At 38.5% G+C, this 17,529-nt stretch carries 15 protein-coding genes and 2 tRNA genes; 10 read left to right on the forward strand and 7 right to left on the reverse strand.

The features are described 5' to 3' along the window. Positions 1-3 precede the first annotated feature (3 nt). The 5 genes from FAZ19_RS08025 to FAZ19_RS08045 all read left to right on the forward strand — a co-directional run bounded on the left by FAZ19_RS08025 (position 4) and on the right by FAZ19_RS08045 (position 3,447). On the forward strand, positions 4-459 hold the full coding sequence (locus FAZ19_RS08025; protein WP_136820193.1) for a DUF1573 domain-containing protein: 456 nt from the start codon (positions 4-6) through the stop codon (positions 457-459). Positions 460-486: 27 nt separating this feature from the next. Further along, a complete protein-coding gene (gene yajC / locus FAZ19_RS08030) occupies positions 487-813 on the forward strand; it encodes a preprotein translocase subunit YajC (RefSeq protein ID WP_373287730.1) in 327 nt (108 codons plus the stop codon). Between the two features lie 138 nt (positions 814-951). Continuing rightward, a complete protein-coding gene (locus FAZ19_RS08035; protein WP_136820195.1) occupies positions 952-1,899 on the forward strand; it encodes a hypothetical protein in 948 nt (315 codons plus the stop codon). 4 nt (positions 1,900-1,903) lie between these two features. Beyond that, positions 1,904-2,488: a dephospho-CoA kinase gene (gene coaE / locus FAZ19_RS08040; RefSeq protein ID WP_136820196.1), complete on the forward strand. Its 585-nt coding sequence runs from the start codon at positions 1,904-1,906 to the stop codon at positions 2,486-2,488. Beyond that, on the forward strand, positions 2,488-3,447 hold the full coding sequence (locus FAZ19_RS08045; RefSeq protein ID WP_136820197.1) for an MBL fold metallo-hydrolase: 960 nt from the start codon (positions 2,488-2,490) through the stop codon (positions 3,445-3,447). Before coaE ends, FAZ19_RS08045 begins: the two co-directional genes overlap by 1 nt. A 227-nt stretch (positions 3,448-3,674) precedes the next feature. Here the strand turns inward: FAZ19_RS08045 and FAZ19_RS08050 are convergent. Both FAZ19_RS08050 and FAZ19_RS08055 read right to left on the reverse strand, forming a co-directional pair. After that, a tRNA-Phe gene (locus FAZ19_RS08050) sits at positions 3,675-3,747 on the reverse strand. Positions 3,748-3,785: 38 nt separating this feature from the next. Next, positions 3,786-3,861 (reverse strand) — tRNA-Phe (locus FAZ19_RS08055). A 183-nt stretch (positions 3,862-4,044) separates the two neighbouring features. Between FAZ19_RS08055 and mnmA the strand changes: the two genes are divergently transcribed. Beyond that, entirely contained in the window at positions 4,045-5,136 is a 1,092-nt protein-coding gene (mnmA, locus tag FAZ19_RS08060) for a tRNA 2-thiouridine(34) synthase MnmA (protein ID WP_136820198.1), read from the forward strand. Positions 5,137-5,164: 28 nt separating this feature from the next. On the opposite strand, the gene FAZ19_RS08065 is transcribed toward mnmA, so the two are convergent. From FAZ19_RS08065 to FAZ19_RS08085, 5 genes are all read right to left on the reverse strand, one after another. Beyond that, positions 5,165-5,800 carry a hypothetical protein gene (locus tag FAZ19_RS08065; RefSeq protein WP_136820199.1) on the reverse strand — a complete coding sequence of 212 codons (636 nt, stop codon included), beginning with the start codon at positions 5,798-5,800 and terminating at the stop codon, positions 5,165-5,167. A gap of 36 nt (positions 5,801-5,836) precedes the next feature. Further along, complete coding sequence (gene lpxB / locus FAZ19_RS08070) at positions 5,837-6,952, reverse strand: lipid-A-disaccharide synthase (protein WP_136820200.1); 1,116 nt, start codon at positions 6,950-6,952, stop codon at positions 5,837-5,839. A 279-nt stretch (positions 6,953-7,231) separates the two neighbouring features. Next, complete coding sequence (locus tag FAZ19_RS08075; RefSeq protein ID WP_136820201.1) at positions 7,232-8,434, reverse strand: porin; 1,203 nt, start codon at positions 8,432-8,434, stop codon at positions 7,232-7,234. A 15-nt stretch (positions 8,435-8,449) separates the two neighbouring features. Further along, entirely contained in the window at positions 8,450-9,496 is a 1,047-nt protein-coding gene (locus FAZ19_RS08080; RefSeq protein ID WP_229707384.1) for an agmatine deiminase family protein, read from the reverse strand. Positions 9,497-9,589: 93 nt separating this feature from the next. Next, a complete protein-coding gene (locus FAZ19_RS08085) occupies positions 9,590-10,465 on the reverse strand; it encodes a carbon-nitrogen hydrolase (RefSeq protein WP_136820203.1) in 876 nt (291 codons plus the stop codon). Between the two features lie 194 nt (positions 10,466-10,659). Between FAZ19_RS08085 and dinB the strand changes: the two genes are divergently transcribed. The 4 genes from dinB (at position 10,660) to FAZ19_RS08105 (ending at position 17,370) form a co-directional block, all read left to right on the forward strand. Beyond that, entirely contained in the window at positions 10,660-11,706 is a 1,047-nt protein-coding gene (gene dinB / locus FAZ19_RS08090; RefSeq protein ID WP_136820204.1) for a DNA polymerase IV, read from the forward strand. A gap of 95 nt (positions 11,707-11,801) precedes the next feature. Then, positions 11,802-13,349: an alpha-N-arabinofuranosidase gene (locus FAZ19_RS08095; RefSeq protein WP_229707383.1), complete on the forward strand. Its 1,548-nt coding sequence runs from the start codon at positions 11,802-11,804 to the stop codon at positions 13,347-13,349. A gap of 6 nt (positions 13,350-13,355) precedes the next feature. Beyond that, entirely contained in the window at positions 13,356-15,320 is a 1,965-nt protein-coding gene (locus FAZ19_RS08100; RefSeq protein WP_136820205.1) for an alpha-L-arabinofuranosidase C-terminal domain-containing protein, read from the forward strand. Between the two features lie 139 nt (positions 15,321-15,459). Next, positions 15,460-17,370 (forward strand): glycoside hydrolase family 97 protein, encoded by a 1,911-nt coding sequence (locus FAZ19_RS08105; protein ID WP_136820206.1) that lies wholly within the window; start codon positions 15,460-15,462, stop codon positions 17,368-17,370. Positions 17,371-17,529: the final 159 nt, after the last annotated feature.

Raw genomic sequence — 17,529 nt, forward strand, 5'->3', positions numbered from 1 at the left:
CAGATGAAACTTAGACAATTGGGTATAGGACTGGCTACGGTCGTTTTTTTTGCAGCTTGTAATAATCAGCAAAAGACAGAAGAACCAAATAAGGTAGATCCTACGGAGATGAATACACCCGCGGAAAATACAGAGGTATTATCCGGCAAAGGTAAGATCGAATTTGAAGCAGATGCTTTTGATTTTGGTACGGTTAAAGAAGGCGAAGTAGTGAACCACGTCTTTAAATTCAAAAATACGGGTGACGAGCCGGTAATCCTAGCGGCGGTGAGCGCCTCCTGCGGATGTACGACTCCGAATTATACGAAAGATCCGATATTACCTGGTAAGGAAGGTGAGATAAAAGTTAGTTTTAATAGTCAAGGACAAGTAGGTAGCCAGCAAAAGATAGTTACTGTTAGTTCTAATGCAACAAATAAGGTAACTACAGTCCAAATTAAAGGAACCGTAGAGAAATAAACAAGTATTTTCATAATAAAAAAATAAATAATGTCAACAGTTTTATTACAAGCAGCAACAGGTGGGAGCAGTATAATGAGTTTCTTGCCAATGATTTTAATCGTCGTGGTATTTTATTTCTTCATGATCAGACCGCAAATGAAGAAGCAAAAGGATCACAAAAAATATATTGAAGAACTAGGTGTGAATTCCAAGGTGGTAACTACGGCAGGTATCCACGGGAGGATCGTAGAAGTAAGTGATACGACGTTTTTAGTGGATGTGGGTTCGGGCGTAAAGATGCGTTTTGACAAGTCTGCAATCTCTTTGGATGCATCGCGTGTGGCCAATGGAGAAGTTGCTAAAAAAGCGTAATACTTTTCAAAGCATAATATTTTAAGGCCGTTCAGGATGCTGAATGGCTTTATTGTTTTATAGCAGGCTATAATCCTTCGTTTTTATTATACTCCTACTTTTTCAGATTGATCTCAGACTATTTATTAACTTTGTGTAATGAAGCAAAGAAGATTTAATAAGAACCAGCGTCGGAAGATTTCGATATTTGTACGTTGTATTATTATTTCGTTTATTGCTTGGACCTTAATTGCTATTTCTAATAAATACACGGTTACGTTGAAGACTGGAATAGAATATATTAATATTCCGGAAAAGAGAGCTTTTCATCCGCTGCAATCAGACACCGTGAGGGTGCGTGTTAAAATGAGTGGGTGGGATTTGTTAATTAGCAAGTTTAATCCCGACAGCACCAATATTCAAGTGGATTTAAGTAATCTGAAGAGTCGAAACTTTATTGTGTTTAGCAATCAATTGGGATTTATCAATCGGCAATTTCCAGTAAATAAACAGGTAACTCATGTTGCCCCAGATACGCTCTATTTTGATTTTTCGAAGCAAACACAGCGAAAAGTACCTGTAAAAGTGCCTTATAATATCTCCTTCCGCAATCAATATGGTATCGCCGGTGAAACCAAAGTAAATCCTGCATATGTTACCATTACAGGCCCTTTGGAGGACGTCGCAAATATTGAGTTTCTGGAGACGGATACTGTTCGTGGAGTACAGATACAAACTGATGTGCGCACGGTAGCTAATATCAATCGAAACCAGCGTGCGAATATCACTATCTATCCCACTATAGCGGAGATTGTGATTCCGGTAGGAGAACTCACGGAGAAGGTGATCGAAGTACCTTTAAAGATCGAAAATGCAAAGAAATTCACGTCTGTACGAACTGTTCCTAGTAAAGTAACCCTCACTGCATTAGTGTCTTTAAAAGATTATAATAAGTGGTCTGCACGTGACTTCGAAGCAGTTGTCGATTTGGATAGTTGGGGGGAACACGGCGTGACTAGCCTGCCTGTAATTTTAACACAAATTCCTGATTTCTGTAAAATTATTAAGATTGAACCCCAAAATGTAGATTTCTTCGTCAGAAAGTAATAACATGCTAAGAATAGGAATAACAGGAGGAATAGGTACTGGAAAAAGTTTTGTTAGCAAAATTTTTAAAAGTATGGGTATTCCATTTTATGATGCAGATAAGGAAGCAAAAAATATCATGTCTAAAAGTGATATTGTGCGTCGGGGTCTGATCAATGCGTTTGGGGCCAAAAGTTATAATAGAGATGGTGCGTTGAATCGAAAATGGCTCGCTGATAAGGTATTTAAAGACCCAGAAAAACTTCAAATATTGAATAGTATTGTTCATCCTGTTGTCATCCAAAATTCGAAGGATTGGGCAGATAAGCAAAGAGGTGCGTATAGCCTTAAGGAAGCCGCGTTGCTTTACGAAAGTGGTTCTTATAAATCGCTAGATTATACGATATTAATCGCTGCGCCATTGGATCTACGAATAAAAAGAGTTATGAAGAGAGATGAAATTTCGGAAGAAGAGGTACTGGATAGGATGAGTAAACAGATGTCCGAAGAAGAGAAAGAAAAATACGCGGATTTTATCATTATTAATGATGAAATTGTACCATTATTATCACAGGTGTTGGATATTCACCATATATTTTTGAAAAAATAATGGCTAATATATTGGCTGATTTTTTGGTAGAAACCACAAAAGGTTACTATTGTAGATATGGTGATTTTTACATTGACCCCTTAATGCCTGTAGATACAGCATTAATATCTCATGCTCATGGAGATCATGCTCGACCTGGACACCTTCATATCCTAGGGACTAACGCGACTATAGTCTTTATGCAACATCGTTTTGCGAAACAGGATTTAAACTCCTACAAGGTGATAGATTATAGTGCGTCTTTCTTTCTGGCTGGCGTGAAGATTACTTTTTTTCCTGCGGGCCATATTTTGGGTTCCGCACAGATACTCATGGAGTACAATGATACAAGATATCTTTACACAGGAGATTATAAATTGCAAGACGATGCTACATGTGAACCTCTTGTATTTGTAAAAGCCGATGTATTGATAACAGAAACCACTTTTGCCAACCCAGCAATATCACATCCGGATCAAATAGAAGAGATTTCAAAAATAGCCACAACAAATCATAACGTAATGCTAGGATGTTATTCGCTTGGCAAAGCGCAGCGATTAACTTACCTTTTGAATATGGTTTGTCCTGAAAAGGCTATATATGTACACCACAATATAGCGCCGATACACCATATTTATAACACCTTTGGTTTTGTTCCTTTAAAGTATGAAATTTATAATCGTAAGGTGATGAAGGATGGTGTAAACAAGGTGTATTTAGTGCCCCCCTTAACATTTAATAGTTATCTCCGTGCAAAGAATGTTATAAGGGTCTTTGCCTCTGGCTGGAAGCGTTTACAGCACAATAATGATTTATCGCTGTACATCTCAGATCATGTAGATTGGAAAGATTTGCTTCTATATATTGAGGAATCAGATCCTAAAGAAGTATGGACCGTACACGGCGATGGTGCTATGCTCAGAGACTATTTTAACGGAAAGATTGCTGTTCGAGATATCGCAAAAATTTCTACGCTCTAAACCTTCTTGATGACTAGCTGTTATGTATTTATATGTATATAACAATAAATTATTTAAAAAGAGGAAAGCATGAATAATTTTTTTAAGGTGTTAATTGCGGGGTGGGGTGCGAAGAAAATGGGTCTTGGTTGCTTTGGAAGCATTATTATATTTGTCATCATTTATTATCTCCTGGGATACTTAGGATAATAAAAGAAGGACTTGTCCAGTTGAACAAATCCTATTCGTGGTGCCAGCTGGATTCGAACCAGCGACACAAGGATTTTCAGTCCTTTGCTCTACCAACTGAGCTATGGCACCTCAAGTTTTTGATTTGAATCTGTTACTTTCAGATTTTTTGGTGGTGCCAGCTGGATTCGAACCAGCGACACAAGGATTTTCAGTCCTTTGCTCTACCAACTGAGCTATGGCACCGTTAGCTTTACTTTTTATCTTTGTTGCGTTGCAAATGTAATTTCTTTTTTTTAATTCTGAAACTTTTAAGTTAAATATTTTCGGAAGGAAGCCCAATCCCTTGATTCTTATCGAGATAAAATTACATCAAATAAACACTCTAATCGACGAATTTAGGGTATCTTTGCACTTTATTGAAATGTTATGAGTAAAAAGGGTAGAGTATTGGTTGCAATGAGCGGGGGAGTGGATAGTTCGGTGGCGGCAGTTATGTTACATGAGCAGGGATATGAAGTCATCGGAATTACCATGAAAACCTGGGATTATGCGAATTCGGGTGGTTCTTCAAAGGAAACAGGGTGTTGTAGCCTAGATAGCATTAACGATGCGAGAGCTTTAGCCGTAGGTTATGGATTTCCACATTATATTTTAGATATTAGAGATGAGTTTGGTGATTTTGTAATCGATAATTTCGTGGATGAGTATATAGCCGGACGTACACCAAATCCCTGTGTATTGTGCAACACACATATCAAATGGTCTGCTTTAATGAAACGAGCCGACAAGTTGGATTGTGAGTTTATTGCTACTGGGCATTATGCAAATATTCGTATGCATGATAATGGACGTTATGTAATTTCCCAAGGTCGTGACGAGAATAAGGATCAATCCTATGTATTGTGGGGAGTTTCTCAGGAAAACTTAGCGCGGACGCAGTTTCCACTAGGAAACTTTACGAAAAAGGAAATTCGCCAGATGGCATTGGAGATGGGACAACAAGAACTCGCGAATAAATCGGAGAGCTATGAGATTTGTTTTGTGCCTGAGAATGATTATAGGGCGTTTTTGAGATACAAGAGGCCCACTTTGGATCAAGAGATAGGTCCAGGTAATTTTATTCTTTCTGATGGCACTGTGGTAGGACAGCACATAGGTTATCCTTATTTCACGATCGGACAACGTAAAGGATTAGGGGTCGCGTTTGGTAAACCCATGTATGTTATTGAAATTCTGCCAGAAAGCAACTCGGTAATGATAGGTGAGGAACATGAGTTAGAGAAGGCAGAAGCTTTCGTAAGGGATATTAATTTGATTAAATATGCTTCTTTGGAGGAACCGATGAATGCGATCACAAAAATTCGTTATAAAGATGCGGGAGCACAATCAATTATCACCCAAGAAGGAAATCTCATGCGGGTTGACTTCCCGCATAATGTAAAAGGAATTGCACCCGGTCAATCTGCCGTTTTCTACGAAGGCAGTGATTTAATAGGCGGGGGGTTTTTAGTGAAATAATAAGTCTGTTTTTTAACAGCGCACGATTCTAATCGCTCGTAATCTTCACTTTTCCCTCTAAGCCTGGTGATCCCGAGTATATCTGTCCTTGCGGTAGACCTCTTAAACCAGGGGCTGAAGTCGCAATTCGACTATAAATATTTGCTACCTCCGAGGTTGGTGTGAGACGGAGGCCACCCGGAGTAACATCTACGAATAAATAATATTTACCTTTTTTATTTGTCGTCTGCGGAGAAATCCCCTCCCTATTATATGTGATATTAACATTTCCGGCATTGCCGTTAGGGAATGTTCTAGTGCCATTGAATGCATCTATACCACGAGCTACCACGAATAGCGAACCTAATTTTTGAAAATTTATCGTTATGTCGAAGTCTGATGCATTATTTTGACCAGCCTGTCCGCTGATCAGTGCTTTATTTCCTATTTCCGCATGCTTCACGATAAGTTTTACATCTTTTTTACCAAAGAATTGCAAAGAAGACTTATCCTTCATAATTAAGGTGTCAATATAAACAACAGCCGAAGAATCCCGTTCAGAAAAGACTTTCTTTTCTTTTTTGTTGAGCACCAGTTTATCAAAATGATGCTCATTCACCTGCGCTTGAGCATTAAGAACACCAAGTATAGCCACAAATACGCCTAATATTATTTTTGTTTTCATATCTATAATAGTTTAACTTTGATTAAATCCAAAGGTTTAATCATTCTTTAAATATGTTACAATTAGCTTAGCTGTTTTCTCCGATGCTCCGGGGGTGCCAAGTTTTTCAGCCAGCAGCTCATAATTTTCTAACACGCTTGCGCGGTGTTCGGGATTCATAATCAATTCTTTAAGCTCATCTCGTATGTCCTCCGGATTACAGTCTTGTTGTATAAGTTCTCTTATAGATAAAAAATTGTTGATCAGATTCACTAAAGAAATAAAGCGTACTTTGATCAACTTGCGCGCGATCATAATGGTAATGGGATTGGCTTTGTAAACGACCACTTGCGGAACTTTTAATATCCCTGTTTCCAATGTCGCTGTGCCACTCGTGACGACCGCTGCTTGCGCGTGCTTTAATAAGTCGTAGGTTTGGTTAAAAACGATAGGAATTGGCAAGTCATTAGTGTATTTTCTATAGTAAGACTCATCGAAATTAGGTGCTCCGGCAATCACTAACTGATGCCCTGGGAATGCGTAATAGAGTTCTACCATATTGGGCAAGATTTGATCGATTTCCATCTTGCGACTACCTGGCAACAGTGCTATAATCGGTTCCGATCCTAGACCGTTGTCCGCAATGAAGGTTGGATTAAAAGAATAGCTGGAGATGGCGTCTAAAAGTGGATTTCCGACATAATCAACTTTTACCCCAAAGCGTTTATAAAAATCAACTTCAAAAGGAAGTATACAGAACATGTGGTCTACAACCTTTTTGATTTGGTGTATGCGGGCCTGATTCCAAGCCCATATTTTTGGTGAAATATAATAGGAGACTGTGATATTATTCTTTTTTGCAAAAGAGGCGATTTTTAAATTAAATCCGGGAAAATCAATGAGTATAACCGTGTCTGGGTTGTATTTCAATAAATCTCGTTTTACTGTATTAAGGTTTTGGGATATGGTCTTTAAGTTTTTAAGGACTTCTATAAACCCCATAAACGCCATTTCGGACGTGTGTATTAGTGCTTTTTGTCCCGTGATGGCCTCCATCAAGTCTCCTCCGACAATTTTAAATTCTGCTGAAGGATCTTCCGTCTGCAGTGCTTTTATAAGATTGGAGCCATGTAGATCGCCAGATGTTTCGCCTGCTATTATATAGTATTTCATTAGCGTAAATTATTTATGAATATAAGAATTCAATATCATAAAATGAATTCATTGCTCAACCTTAGTCACTTCTTTCTTCCTTCGAATATTTTTCCATTCAGACTCGTGTACATTGCGAATAACGTTGAAATTAGGAAAACTTTGCTACATGATGCAGCAAAGAACGGAATTCCATAAATAATGAGAAAATAATGTTAACGACTTGTTTTCAATGCAAATTAAAAACTATCGTTGAAGATTTAACTAAAAAATAGGACCTGATTTTTTTAGGCCCTATTTTTAGATTCCGAGTTCTACTTGGAACAGGGCTCCCCACGCATTTTTGTTATTGGTGTTACTGTATACGCCGTCTTTTACAGTATAGTTTGCATTCAATTGGAATTTGAGCCTATGGGCCTTCATATACTTCGTTAGACCAATTTCAAGTACCTCGATTTGATCTTCAAAGTTGGCGATGTCTGTATGAGGTTGTACATATGTGTAGCGTCCTGCGATTTCATAGCCATGATTTAATAAATATGAGCTCTGTTGGTTGAGCCCCCAGCCTTTATATGCATAGGTTTCCTCCGCTCCATCATCGTCAATTACGTTAAGCGGATTATCGACATCGCGTTGCATATATTCGGCTTGATAGGCGAAACCTTGGTATTTGAAAATAGCATCAGCAAATGCTGTTTTTAATGTAAAAGGATTTTTAACGAATCGACCCGTCTGTCCGCCCTCACGCACCGTATTGTCGTTGTAGCTATACCCCGTTCCGATTGATAGTTTAGGTGTTTCCTCGCGTTCTATGTCTCCTTCAGAATAATCTCCGTCATTCGTGAATTTTCCAAACGGCAAAAATTCTATCCTACCGGTATATGCCAAGCCTTTATCCGTAGAATTTACGGGTCTTCCTTCTCCAGTCGAAATGGCCGCCTTTGCATTAAACGGCATGTTGCCTATTTTCTTGCTTAAATTTAAACTCAAACCAAAATCGCGGTCTACGGTAAAATTGGTGTTTACAAGAGATCGATCAGCAAATTGTAACTGTCCGGACGAATTAACACGTTGGCGATTTCCAGGTAGTTTATTTTGGCCAAAAGATATGTAGAAATCATCCGAGAAATTGTAGAATAATACGGCGTCACGTACAATGTTGGGAATACCGGTATCATCAAAATCCTGATCGCCTCTTGTGAAGGCAAGTTGTACTGAATACGAGATCTTAGGTGTATAAATATAGCCATCCATTCGCATCCTCAGACGGCGTATGCGCGCATCAAATTTTCCATTGTCTTCGCCGTCTAACGTATTTGCAAAACCTGCACGGTTTTGCATGCGGAATCTAAAATTCGTATAGAATAGCGAGTCTTTAGAAGTGTATTGAATACCTTTAAAATTTAAAATAGTGGCACGATCATCGCGTTCCTGGGCTTTGGCAAAATTGCATACGCTTAATATAGAAATTAAGGCTATTGATACATTTTTAAATAATCTCATGGTATATTCTTAGGTTTAGATGGAGGGTTCTTGTTGACTTAAACAATGGAAACTCCCTAATCCCCATATAATATCTATTGAATTGATTCCGACAACCTTTCTATCTGGAAAACAACTTTGAATGATACTTAATGCGTTTTGATCATTTTTGTCCTCAAAAGTGGGAACTACGACCACTTCATTAGCGATATAAAAGTTTGCATATGATGCTGGAAGTCTTGTTTCCTCATAAGCGACGGGGTGGGGCATAGGAAGTTCAATAATATTTAGCGGACGTCCGTTTAATAGCCGCATATTTTTCAGCGTTTTAAGATTGTCCTGCAGAATGGCATAATTATCATCTTCTTGATTTTCTTCTACAACAGTCAATACGGTATCTTCGTTAACAAAACGTGTGATATCGTCAATATGCCCATCTGTATCATCTCCTACAATACCGTCTCCGAGCCACAAAACTTGTTTTTGCCCGTAATATTCTTTTAGATATTCTTCGATTTGTTCTTGGTTCAAATGTGGATTACGATTTTTATTAAGCAGGCAGGCAGCGGTCGTCAAAATTGTTCCGCTCCCATTAAATTCGACAGAACCACCTTCCATAACAATAGAAGGGGTGAAGAGTTTATGCCCGAAATGATTGGCGATCTGAGTTGGAATAATATCATCTAAGTCGTATGGAGGATATTTGTCTCCCCATGCATTATAACCCCAATCTACCACTGCTTTTTCTCCGGTTTGTTTATTCAACAAGAAAGCTGGACCGTGGTCTCTACACCAAGCATCATTGGTAGGATGAAAAAAGAATTCAATGTTTTCTAAGTTAGCGGATATTTCAATAAGGTATTTCAATGCTAAAGACTTCATCTCTTCGTCTTTCACATTAATTCGTACTTTTTGAGCTTCTGCTACCGCTTTTATAAATTCAGAATAAGGCTTGAAAATCGATTCAATTTTTCCGGGCCACGATTCTTCTTTGTGCGGCCAACTTAGCCACATGGCATCCTGTTTTTCCCACTCAGCTGGAAAACTAAAACCCTCCTTTTTTGGTGTATGTGAGTTATTCAATTTTATCGTGTATTTAGTAATTCTAATGTGTTATTGCTATATCCATAGGTATTCCATTTTTCAGGGTAGGGAATTATCATCTTCATTTAGATATTAATCTTCATCCAAGAATCGCTTTGTTATTGGTGAATAGGTTTCGATGCGTCTATCGCGTAAAAAAGGCCAATGCTTACGGAAATAATCCGATTGTTGCAGGTCGATCTTCACCACATCCACTTCTTCGCTATCATGAGAAGCAAGATATAATAGTTTACCTTGGGCATTCGTAGCGAAGCTTCCTCCCCAAAATTTCATTGCACCTTCTTGTTCAAAACCAACACGATTCACAGATACGACAGGTACGCCATTGGCTATTGCATGCGATCGTTGTATCGTTTGCCAAGCGTTATACTGATCTTGGTTTGTTTCTTCGTCTTGATCCGTTGCCCAGCCAATTGCAGTGGGATAGAATAAAATTTCGGCCCCCATCAAAGCTGTAATACGCGATGCTTCTGGATACCATTGATCCCAACAGATCAAGATGCCTATTTTTCCGAATTGAGTACCGAATACTTTATAGCCTAAATCCCCAGGAGTGAAATAGAATTTTTCATAAAATGCAGGATCATCTGGTATATGCATTTTACGATATTTTCCTAAATAGCTGCCATCCGCATCTAGTACAGCTGTCGTATTATGATATAGACCTTGCGCGCGTTTTTCAAAGAGAGACGCAATTATAACAACATTAAGTTCTTTTGCAACAGCTGATAATGCATCTGTTGATGGACCGGGGATAGTTTCCGCTAAGTCAAAGTTGTCATAATCTTCTACATCACAAAAATACAATGAAGTAAATAATTCTTGAAGACATATAATTTGAGCTCCTTTAGCAGCAACTTCCCTCACCTTACTGATTGTTTTTTCTAAGTTTTGTTGCTTATCTTTAACACAAGACATTTGAATTATGCCAACGTTTACTTTGCTCATTTCTCGTAAATTATATTAGTATGTTGCAAAGATAAGATTATTGCATCAATTATCATTAAAGGGAATAAACTCGATTATTTATTACGTAAATTTACCTATCTAAAACGGTAGTGCTAAAATCGATAAATGTAACATGGAAGCTTGTCGAAAAAATATATCTTAAGAATCTTTTGCGTAAAATTATACATATCGATATGGATGCATTTTATGCATCGGTAGAGCAACGCGATTTTCCAAATTTCCGAGACCGTCCTTTAGCTGTTGGGGGATCTCCAGACGGAAGAGGAGTGGTAGCTGCTGCAAGCTATGAGGCACGTAAATATGGGGTGCGATCTGCAATGTCTTCTCGCCAAGCCCTTCAACTGTGTCCACATTTGTTGTTTACGCCGCCTCGTTTTGATATTTATAAGGATGTTTCTACTCGGATTCGTGCTATTTTCAAGAGGTACACGGATATAATCGAACCATTGTCTCTCGACGAAGCTTATCTAGATGTTACAGAAGATAAGCTGAAAATTGGATCGGCACTAGAAATCGCAAAGCAAATAAAAGACGCTATTCGTAAAGAGTTAAGTCTTACTGCTTCAGCAGGTGTGTCGATCAATAAATTTATTGCAAAAATTGCTTCGGATTATCATAAACCTGATGGATTAACATTCATAGGCCCGTCCAAGATAATTCCATTTATGGAAGCATTGCCTATTGATAAATTTTTTGGAGTCGGGAAAGTTACCGCTCAAAAAATGAAAGGAAAGGGGATCCACTATGGTAAAGATCTAAAAAAATATTCGGAAGAGGAGCTCGTTCGATATTTTGGAAAGTCTGGTAAATTTTACTTCCATATTGTAAGAGGTGAGGATAACAGGCCGGTTCAGCCTAATCGAATAAGTAAATCTATCGGCGCTGAAGATACATTTGAAACCGATATTTCGGACCTAATAATACTCAAAGCAGAATTGCAGAATTTAGTTCTAAAAGTTGAAAGGAGAATAGACAACAAAGCAAAAATAGGAAGAACGGTTACGTTAAAAGTGAAGTTCTCAGATTTCACACAAATTAGCCGTAGCTATACGTCCATTTACTATATAAACTCCTATTCCGATATCTATGCTCAAGTCGAGAAATTATTTGATAATCTCGATTTGGATGGGAAAAAAGTACGACTTCTCGGTGTTACACTTTCCAATTTCTATGAAGAAGATTTGAAAAAGTTGGAAAGCAATCAACTGTCTCTGTTTTGATCTTTTTGATAAGGCAGTTTATAGAGTAACTTTTTTTATTTTTTAATTGTTATTGTAACAATTATTTGTATTTTAGTGGTATAATAACCAGTTATATGATGATAAAACAATTTTTTTTAGGAAGTATACTTTTATTTACCTGCTTTTTTTGTGTAGGGCAAAATATTGTCCAATTAGAATTTGATGGCAAACAAAACATAACTATCAGTAAGCATATTTATGGTCATTTTGCAGAGCATTTAGGGCGGTGTATTTATGACGGCTTTTATGTGGGCGAAAGTAATACCACAGTGCCGCATACGAGAGGGATAAGAAACGATATTGTGCAGGCTTTGAAAAAGTTACAAATACCCAATTTGAGGTGGCCGGGAGGTTGTTTTGCGGATACCTATCATTGGAAGGATGGAATAGGAACAAAGGGATCTCGACCGACTATTGTAAATAATTGGTGGGGTGGAGTGACTGAAGATAACTCCTTTGGTACACACGATTTTTTAGATATGTGCGAGCTACTAGGTGCCGAACCCTATTTAGCGGGCAATGTCGGTAGTGGTGAAGTACAAGAGTTGGCTGATTGGGTACAATACGTCAATTTTTCGGGCAAAGGACCTATGTCAGATTTGAGAAAATTAAACGGTCGTCAAGATCCTTGGAACGTGAAGTATTGGGGAGTAGGAAATGAGGCTTGGGGATGTGGCGGGAATATGACGGCGGAATACTATTCGGATATCTATCGCAAATATTCGACATTTATGGCAGATTGGGACAATAGTGGCGGTCTGTATCGTATAGCCTCAGGTGCGAGCGGAGATGACTACCACTGGACGGAGACATTGATGAAGAAAATTCCAAGTGGGCTGATGAAAGGTGTTGCGCTACATCATTATGCAGTGATAGATTGGAGTAAAAAGGGACCTTCGATCGATTTTACCGAGGAAGAGTATTTTAGAACGATGAAATCAGCGTGGTTTATGAATGAACTGGTCGAAAAGCACTCTGCCATTATGGACAAATATGATCCGAAAGGAAAAATTGACCTTGTGGTAGATGAATGGGGAGGATGGTATGAAGTGGAGGCTGGCACTAATCCAGGTTTTTTATACCAACAAAATACAATGCGTGATGCGATGATTGCTGGAATGACATTGAATATTTTTAATAATAATGCGCGTCGGGTGAAGATGGCTAACTTAGCTCAGACTATCAATGTATTGCAAGCGGTAATTCTTACCGAGGAGGAGAAGATGTTACTAACACCTACGTATCATGTGATGGAAATGTATAAGGTACATCAGGATGCAATACTTATTCCATTAAAATTGACTTCAGAAGATTTTACGTTTAAGGACGAACGTATTCCTGCGGTGTCGGTGTCCGCATCGCAGAATACGGGTGGACAAATACATATTTCATTGGTAAACGTTGATCCGACTTCTACTAAGAAGATAAGTGTAGATATGGGCCAAATTAAACCGAAAGCGATTGAAGGAAGAATTCTGACCGCGAAAAAATTGCGCGATTATAATTCGTTTCAAGAGCCTGAGAAAATTTCTCCGAAGCGTTTTACCGCTGCAAAATTAAACCAAGGAAAGATAGAAGTCGAGATCCCGCCATTCTCTGTTATTGTGTTAAATGTTAATTAGTTATATATGAAAAAGCTACTTTCTATTGGCGCGATCCTCTCGATATGCAGTTCCATTTCCTTTGCTCAAAACATACCAACTTTTAAAATTGATCTGGATAACCCTTCTGGTGAGATTTCCTCAAATATGTGGGGGATTTTCTTTGAAGATATTAATCTAGGGGCAGATGGAGGTATATACGCCGAACTGGTCAAAAATCGCTCTTTTGAATTTAGTAATCCTTTAATGGGTTGGAAAACATTGGGGGAAAATGTTCCCGAGGGAACGTTGGTCATTCAAAATAACGGTAAACGAAAAGGTAATGCACGCTCCTTGTTAATTAATAAACCTACAGACTTTTTGTTGGGATTACAAAATGAAGGATTTCGAGGCATGGGAATCAAAGAAGGATTACAATATGAATTTTCCCTCTTATTTAAGTGTTCTAAACCGGGCTTAACTTTACATGTAGAATTACTCGATGACACGGATAAGGTATGTGGTAGTTCCAAGATAAGTCTGACCGAAACCGCTGCATGGAAAAATATATCCGTTAGATTTAGATCTGCTGCCGAATCGAAAAAAGGTAAACTTAATATCTGGATACAAGGAATAGGAAGTGCGGAAGTTGATATGCTTTCCCTCTTCCCAGAGGATACCTGGAGGGGGAGATCGAAAGGATTACGAAAAGATATGGTTCAAATTTTAGCAGATATGAAACCTGGATTTTTACGATTTCCAGGGGGATGTATTGTAGAAGGCAGGGATCTTGCAAATCGCTTCCAATGGAAAAAAACGGTCGGACCTATAGAGGAAAGAGAACTGATTATTAACAGGTGGAATACAGAATTCAATCATCGTTTAACACCTGATTACTTTCAAACTTTTGGTTTAGGATTTTACGAATATTTTTTAATGTCTGAGGATATCGGTGCCGAACCGTTGCCAATCCTAAATTGCGGAATGGCTTGTCAGTTTAATACGGGAGAAGTGGTGCCTCTAGACGAGCTGGATACCTATATCCAGGATGCACTAGATTTAATTGAATTTGCGAACGGAGATGTACATACAAAATGGGGAAAACTAAGGGCAGAAATGGGCCATCCCGAAAAATTTAACCTTAAGATGTTAGGGATCGGAAATGAAAATTGGGGTCCACAGTATATTGAACGACTAGCTGCCTTCCAAGTGGTTTTAAAAGCTAAGCATCCTGAAATTGCTATTATTGCAAGTTCGGGAACTGGTCCCGATGGAGAGCGGTTTGATTATTTGGATAAAAAACTAAGGGAGATGAAGATCGATGTTATTGACGAACATTATTATCGCCCACCTTCATGGTTTTTGTCAAGTGCAGCGCGCTATGATGATTATGACCGAAATGGATCTAAAATATTTGCAGGTGAATATGCCTCACATACTACCCGACCAAATGGACCCAACAAAAATTCGTGGGACGCAGCACTTTCAGAAGCAGCATTTTTAACTGGACTTGAACGGAACGGAGATGTGGTGACAATGGCATCTTATGCCCCGTTGTTTGGACATGTGGATGGGTGGCAGTGGACCCCGGATCTTATTTGGGTCGATAACCTGAATGTTTATGGCACACCGAGCTATCACGTTCAAAAATTATATTCAACAAATAAAGGAACCGCTATTATACCAATAAAATGGAATGATAATAACGTTGTTGGTCAAGATAGCCTGTATGCATCAACAGTGTATGATGAGGTATCTAAAGAGCTCATCATCAAGTTTGTCAATCACAATAATAAAACCGTAAATGGAACTTTTCAGCTTGACTCGAACAAACAAATAAATGGCAATGCTACCAAAATAACATTAAGTAGTAACGATATGGCGGCCTACAACAGCATTGCTGATCCTTTAAAGATAAAACCTCAGGAATCGGCCGTTAAATATTCAGGAGCGATAATCAAGGAATCTTTCTTGCCCTATTCTTTTACAGTTATTAAGATTCCGATTAAATAGATGCTTGCACGTTTATGGGTTTAAAGGAAGAAAGAAATCAGTGTACCGGTCATGCAAATTCGGTATAGTGCGTGTGATTTCTTTATGAATAAATAAAAATGCATAATACATTTAATAAATAGTCAATACAAATAAACAAATGAAAAGTTTCAGCATTTTAATTACATGGATGGTAGTGGGCCATTTCGCTTTAGCTAATTCACTTTGGAGCCCCAACAAGTCATTAGAACTCAGGTATGAAATTACGAATGGTAAGATGGTATATGAGCTTTATAGATCAGGAACTAGTGTTATTAAGGCCTCGAAACTCGGAGTTGTGCTCTCTGACGCGGATTTGTCGCAAGGTCTTCGGTTGATAAAAGCCTCCAAGCCTAAGTATGTGTTAGATACATACGACTATATCAACGGGAAACGTTTTCACAATGTATATAGAGCGCAGACCCAAACAATTCGCTTAGTCAATGAGAAAGGCAGATTATTAGATGTTACATTTCATCTTTCAGACAACGGACTAGCTTTTAGGTACTTCTTTCCAGATATTAGAAAGGAAACTTATGTAGAACGTGAAATAACCTCGTACCATTTTCATAATGATGCAAAAGCATGGCTGCAGCCAGTTGCAGTAGCTAAATCTGGCTGGGAGCAAACCAATCCCTCATACGAAGAAAACTATGAATATGGAATTCCTGTAGGAACTACTGAGGCTACAGCCTCGGGTTGGGTATATCCAGCACTTTTCCAGCATAAAGATACTTGGGTATCCATTACCGAAACGGGACTCGAAGGGAATTACTGTGCTACACGCCTGTCTCACTTATCTCCAAAAGGAGAATATTCTATCGCTTTCCCTGACGAAAAGGAGACTATGTATGGAGAAAGGATCAATCCGAAATCAAACAAGAAATTTTATTCCCCTTGGAGGATAATTGGAGTAGGATCGCTAGCAGATATAGTAGAATCCACTATTGGATCTGATTTGGCAGCTCCTTCTCGTATTAAAAATACTTCATTTGTGAGAACCGGAAAATCTTCATGGAGTTGGATTAATTCGAAGGATAATTTTATAATTTACGATGAGCAAAAAAAATATATTGATTTTGCTCACGCTATGAACTGGGAGTATTGTCTGATCGACGTAAATTGGGATACTAAAATAGGATATGATAAAATAAAAGAACTGGCTGCGTACGCGAAAACTAAAAATGTAGGTTTGATTCTTTGGTATAATTCGGCAGGAGATTGGAATACGGTTGAATATTCCCCTAAAAATAAAATGTTAACATCCGATGTTCGTAAGAAGGAGTTCGCTCTTCTACAGAAAATGGGCATAAAAGGTGTGAAAATTGATTTTTTCGGTGGTGATGGCCGAAGTGTAATAGCCTATTACCACGAGATTTTGAAAGATGCTGCTACCTATAAAATATTAGTAAACTTTCATGGGGCTACATTACCCAGATCTTGGTCTCGTACATACCCAAATTTGGTAACGGTAGAAGCAGTAAAAGGCTTTGAAATGGTAACATTTGAACAAAAGGAAGCGGATAGGCAAGCAAAACATAGTACGATGCTCCCCTTTACCCGTAACCTATATGATCCAATGGATTTTACGCCGATGAACCTATATAAGATCCCTAGCCAAGTGTTACGTAGGACGAGCTCTGCTTTTGAACTAGCGACCGCTGTATTATTTCAGTCGGGAATTCAACACTATGCTGAATCTCCTGAAGGTATGAATCATGTGTCTGCAGAAGTCCAGGATTTATTGAAAATCCTTCCTTCTCAATGGGATGATATTCGTTTTATAGCTGGGTATCCTGGAGAGTACGTCGTGCTGGCGCGACGATGTGGAAAAACTTGGTATATTGCTGGTATAAATGGGGAGGACCGAGAAAAGACGATTGATATTGACCTTTCTTTTATCGAGGGAGATCTATTGAGATTATTCCGGATGGGCAAAGATCGCCTTGCTATAGAAGCTAAGAATTTGAATAATACACAATCCATAAGGATAATTATGGGTGCTCAGGACGGTTTTGTACTGAAAAACTAGCCATTTATAGATGGACTAATAATCTCGTGCACAGCAAACATTTCATTAGAGGCTCCGAAGAAATTGGCAGAAGGAGCACTTTATACGAATACTGCGCTCGCTCGAATCCAATTCCATTGCGGTTAGGGATAGAGGAATCTAAATGCGTTTCTTTAGATT

This window comes from Sphingobacterium alkalisoli, assembly GCF_005049105.1.
GTDB lineage: Bacteria > Bacteroidota > Bacteroidia > Sphingobacteriales > Sphingobacteriaceae > Sphingobacterium > Sphingobacterium alkalisoli.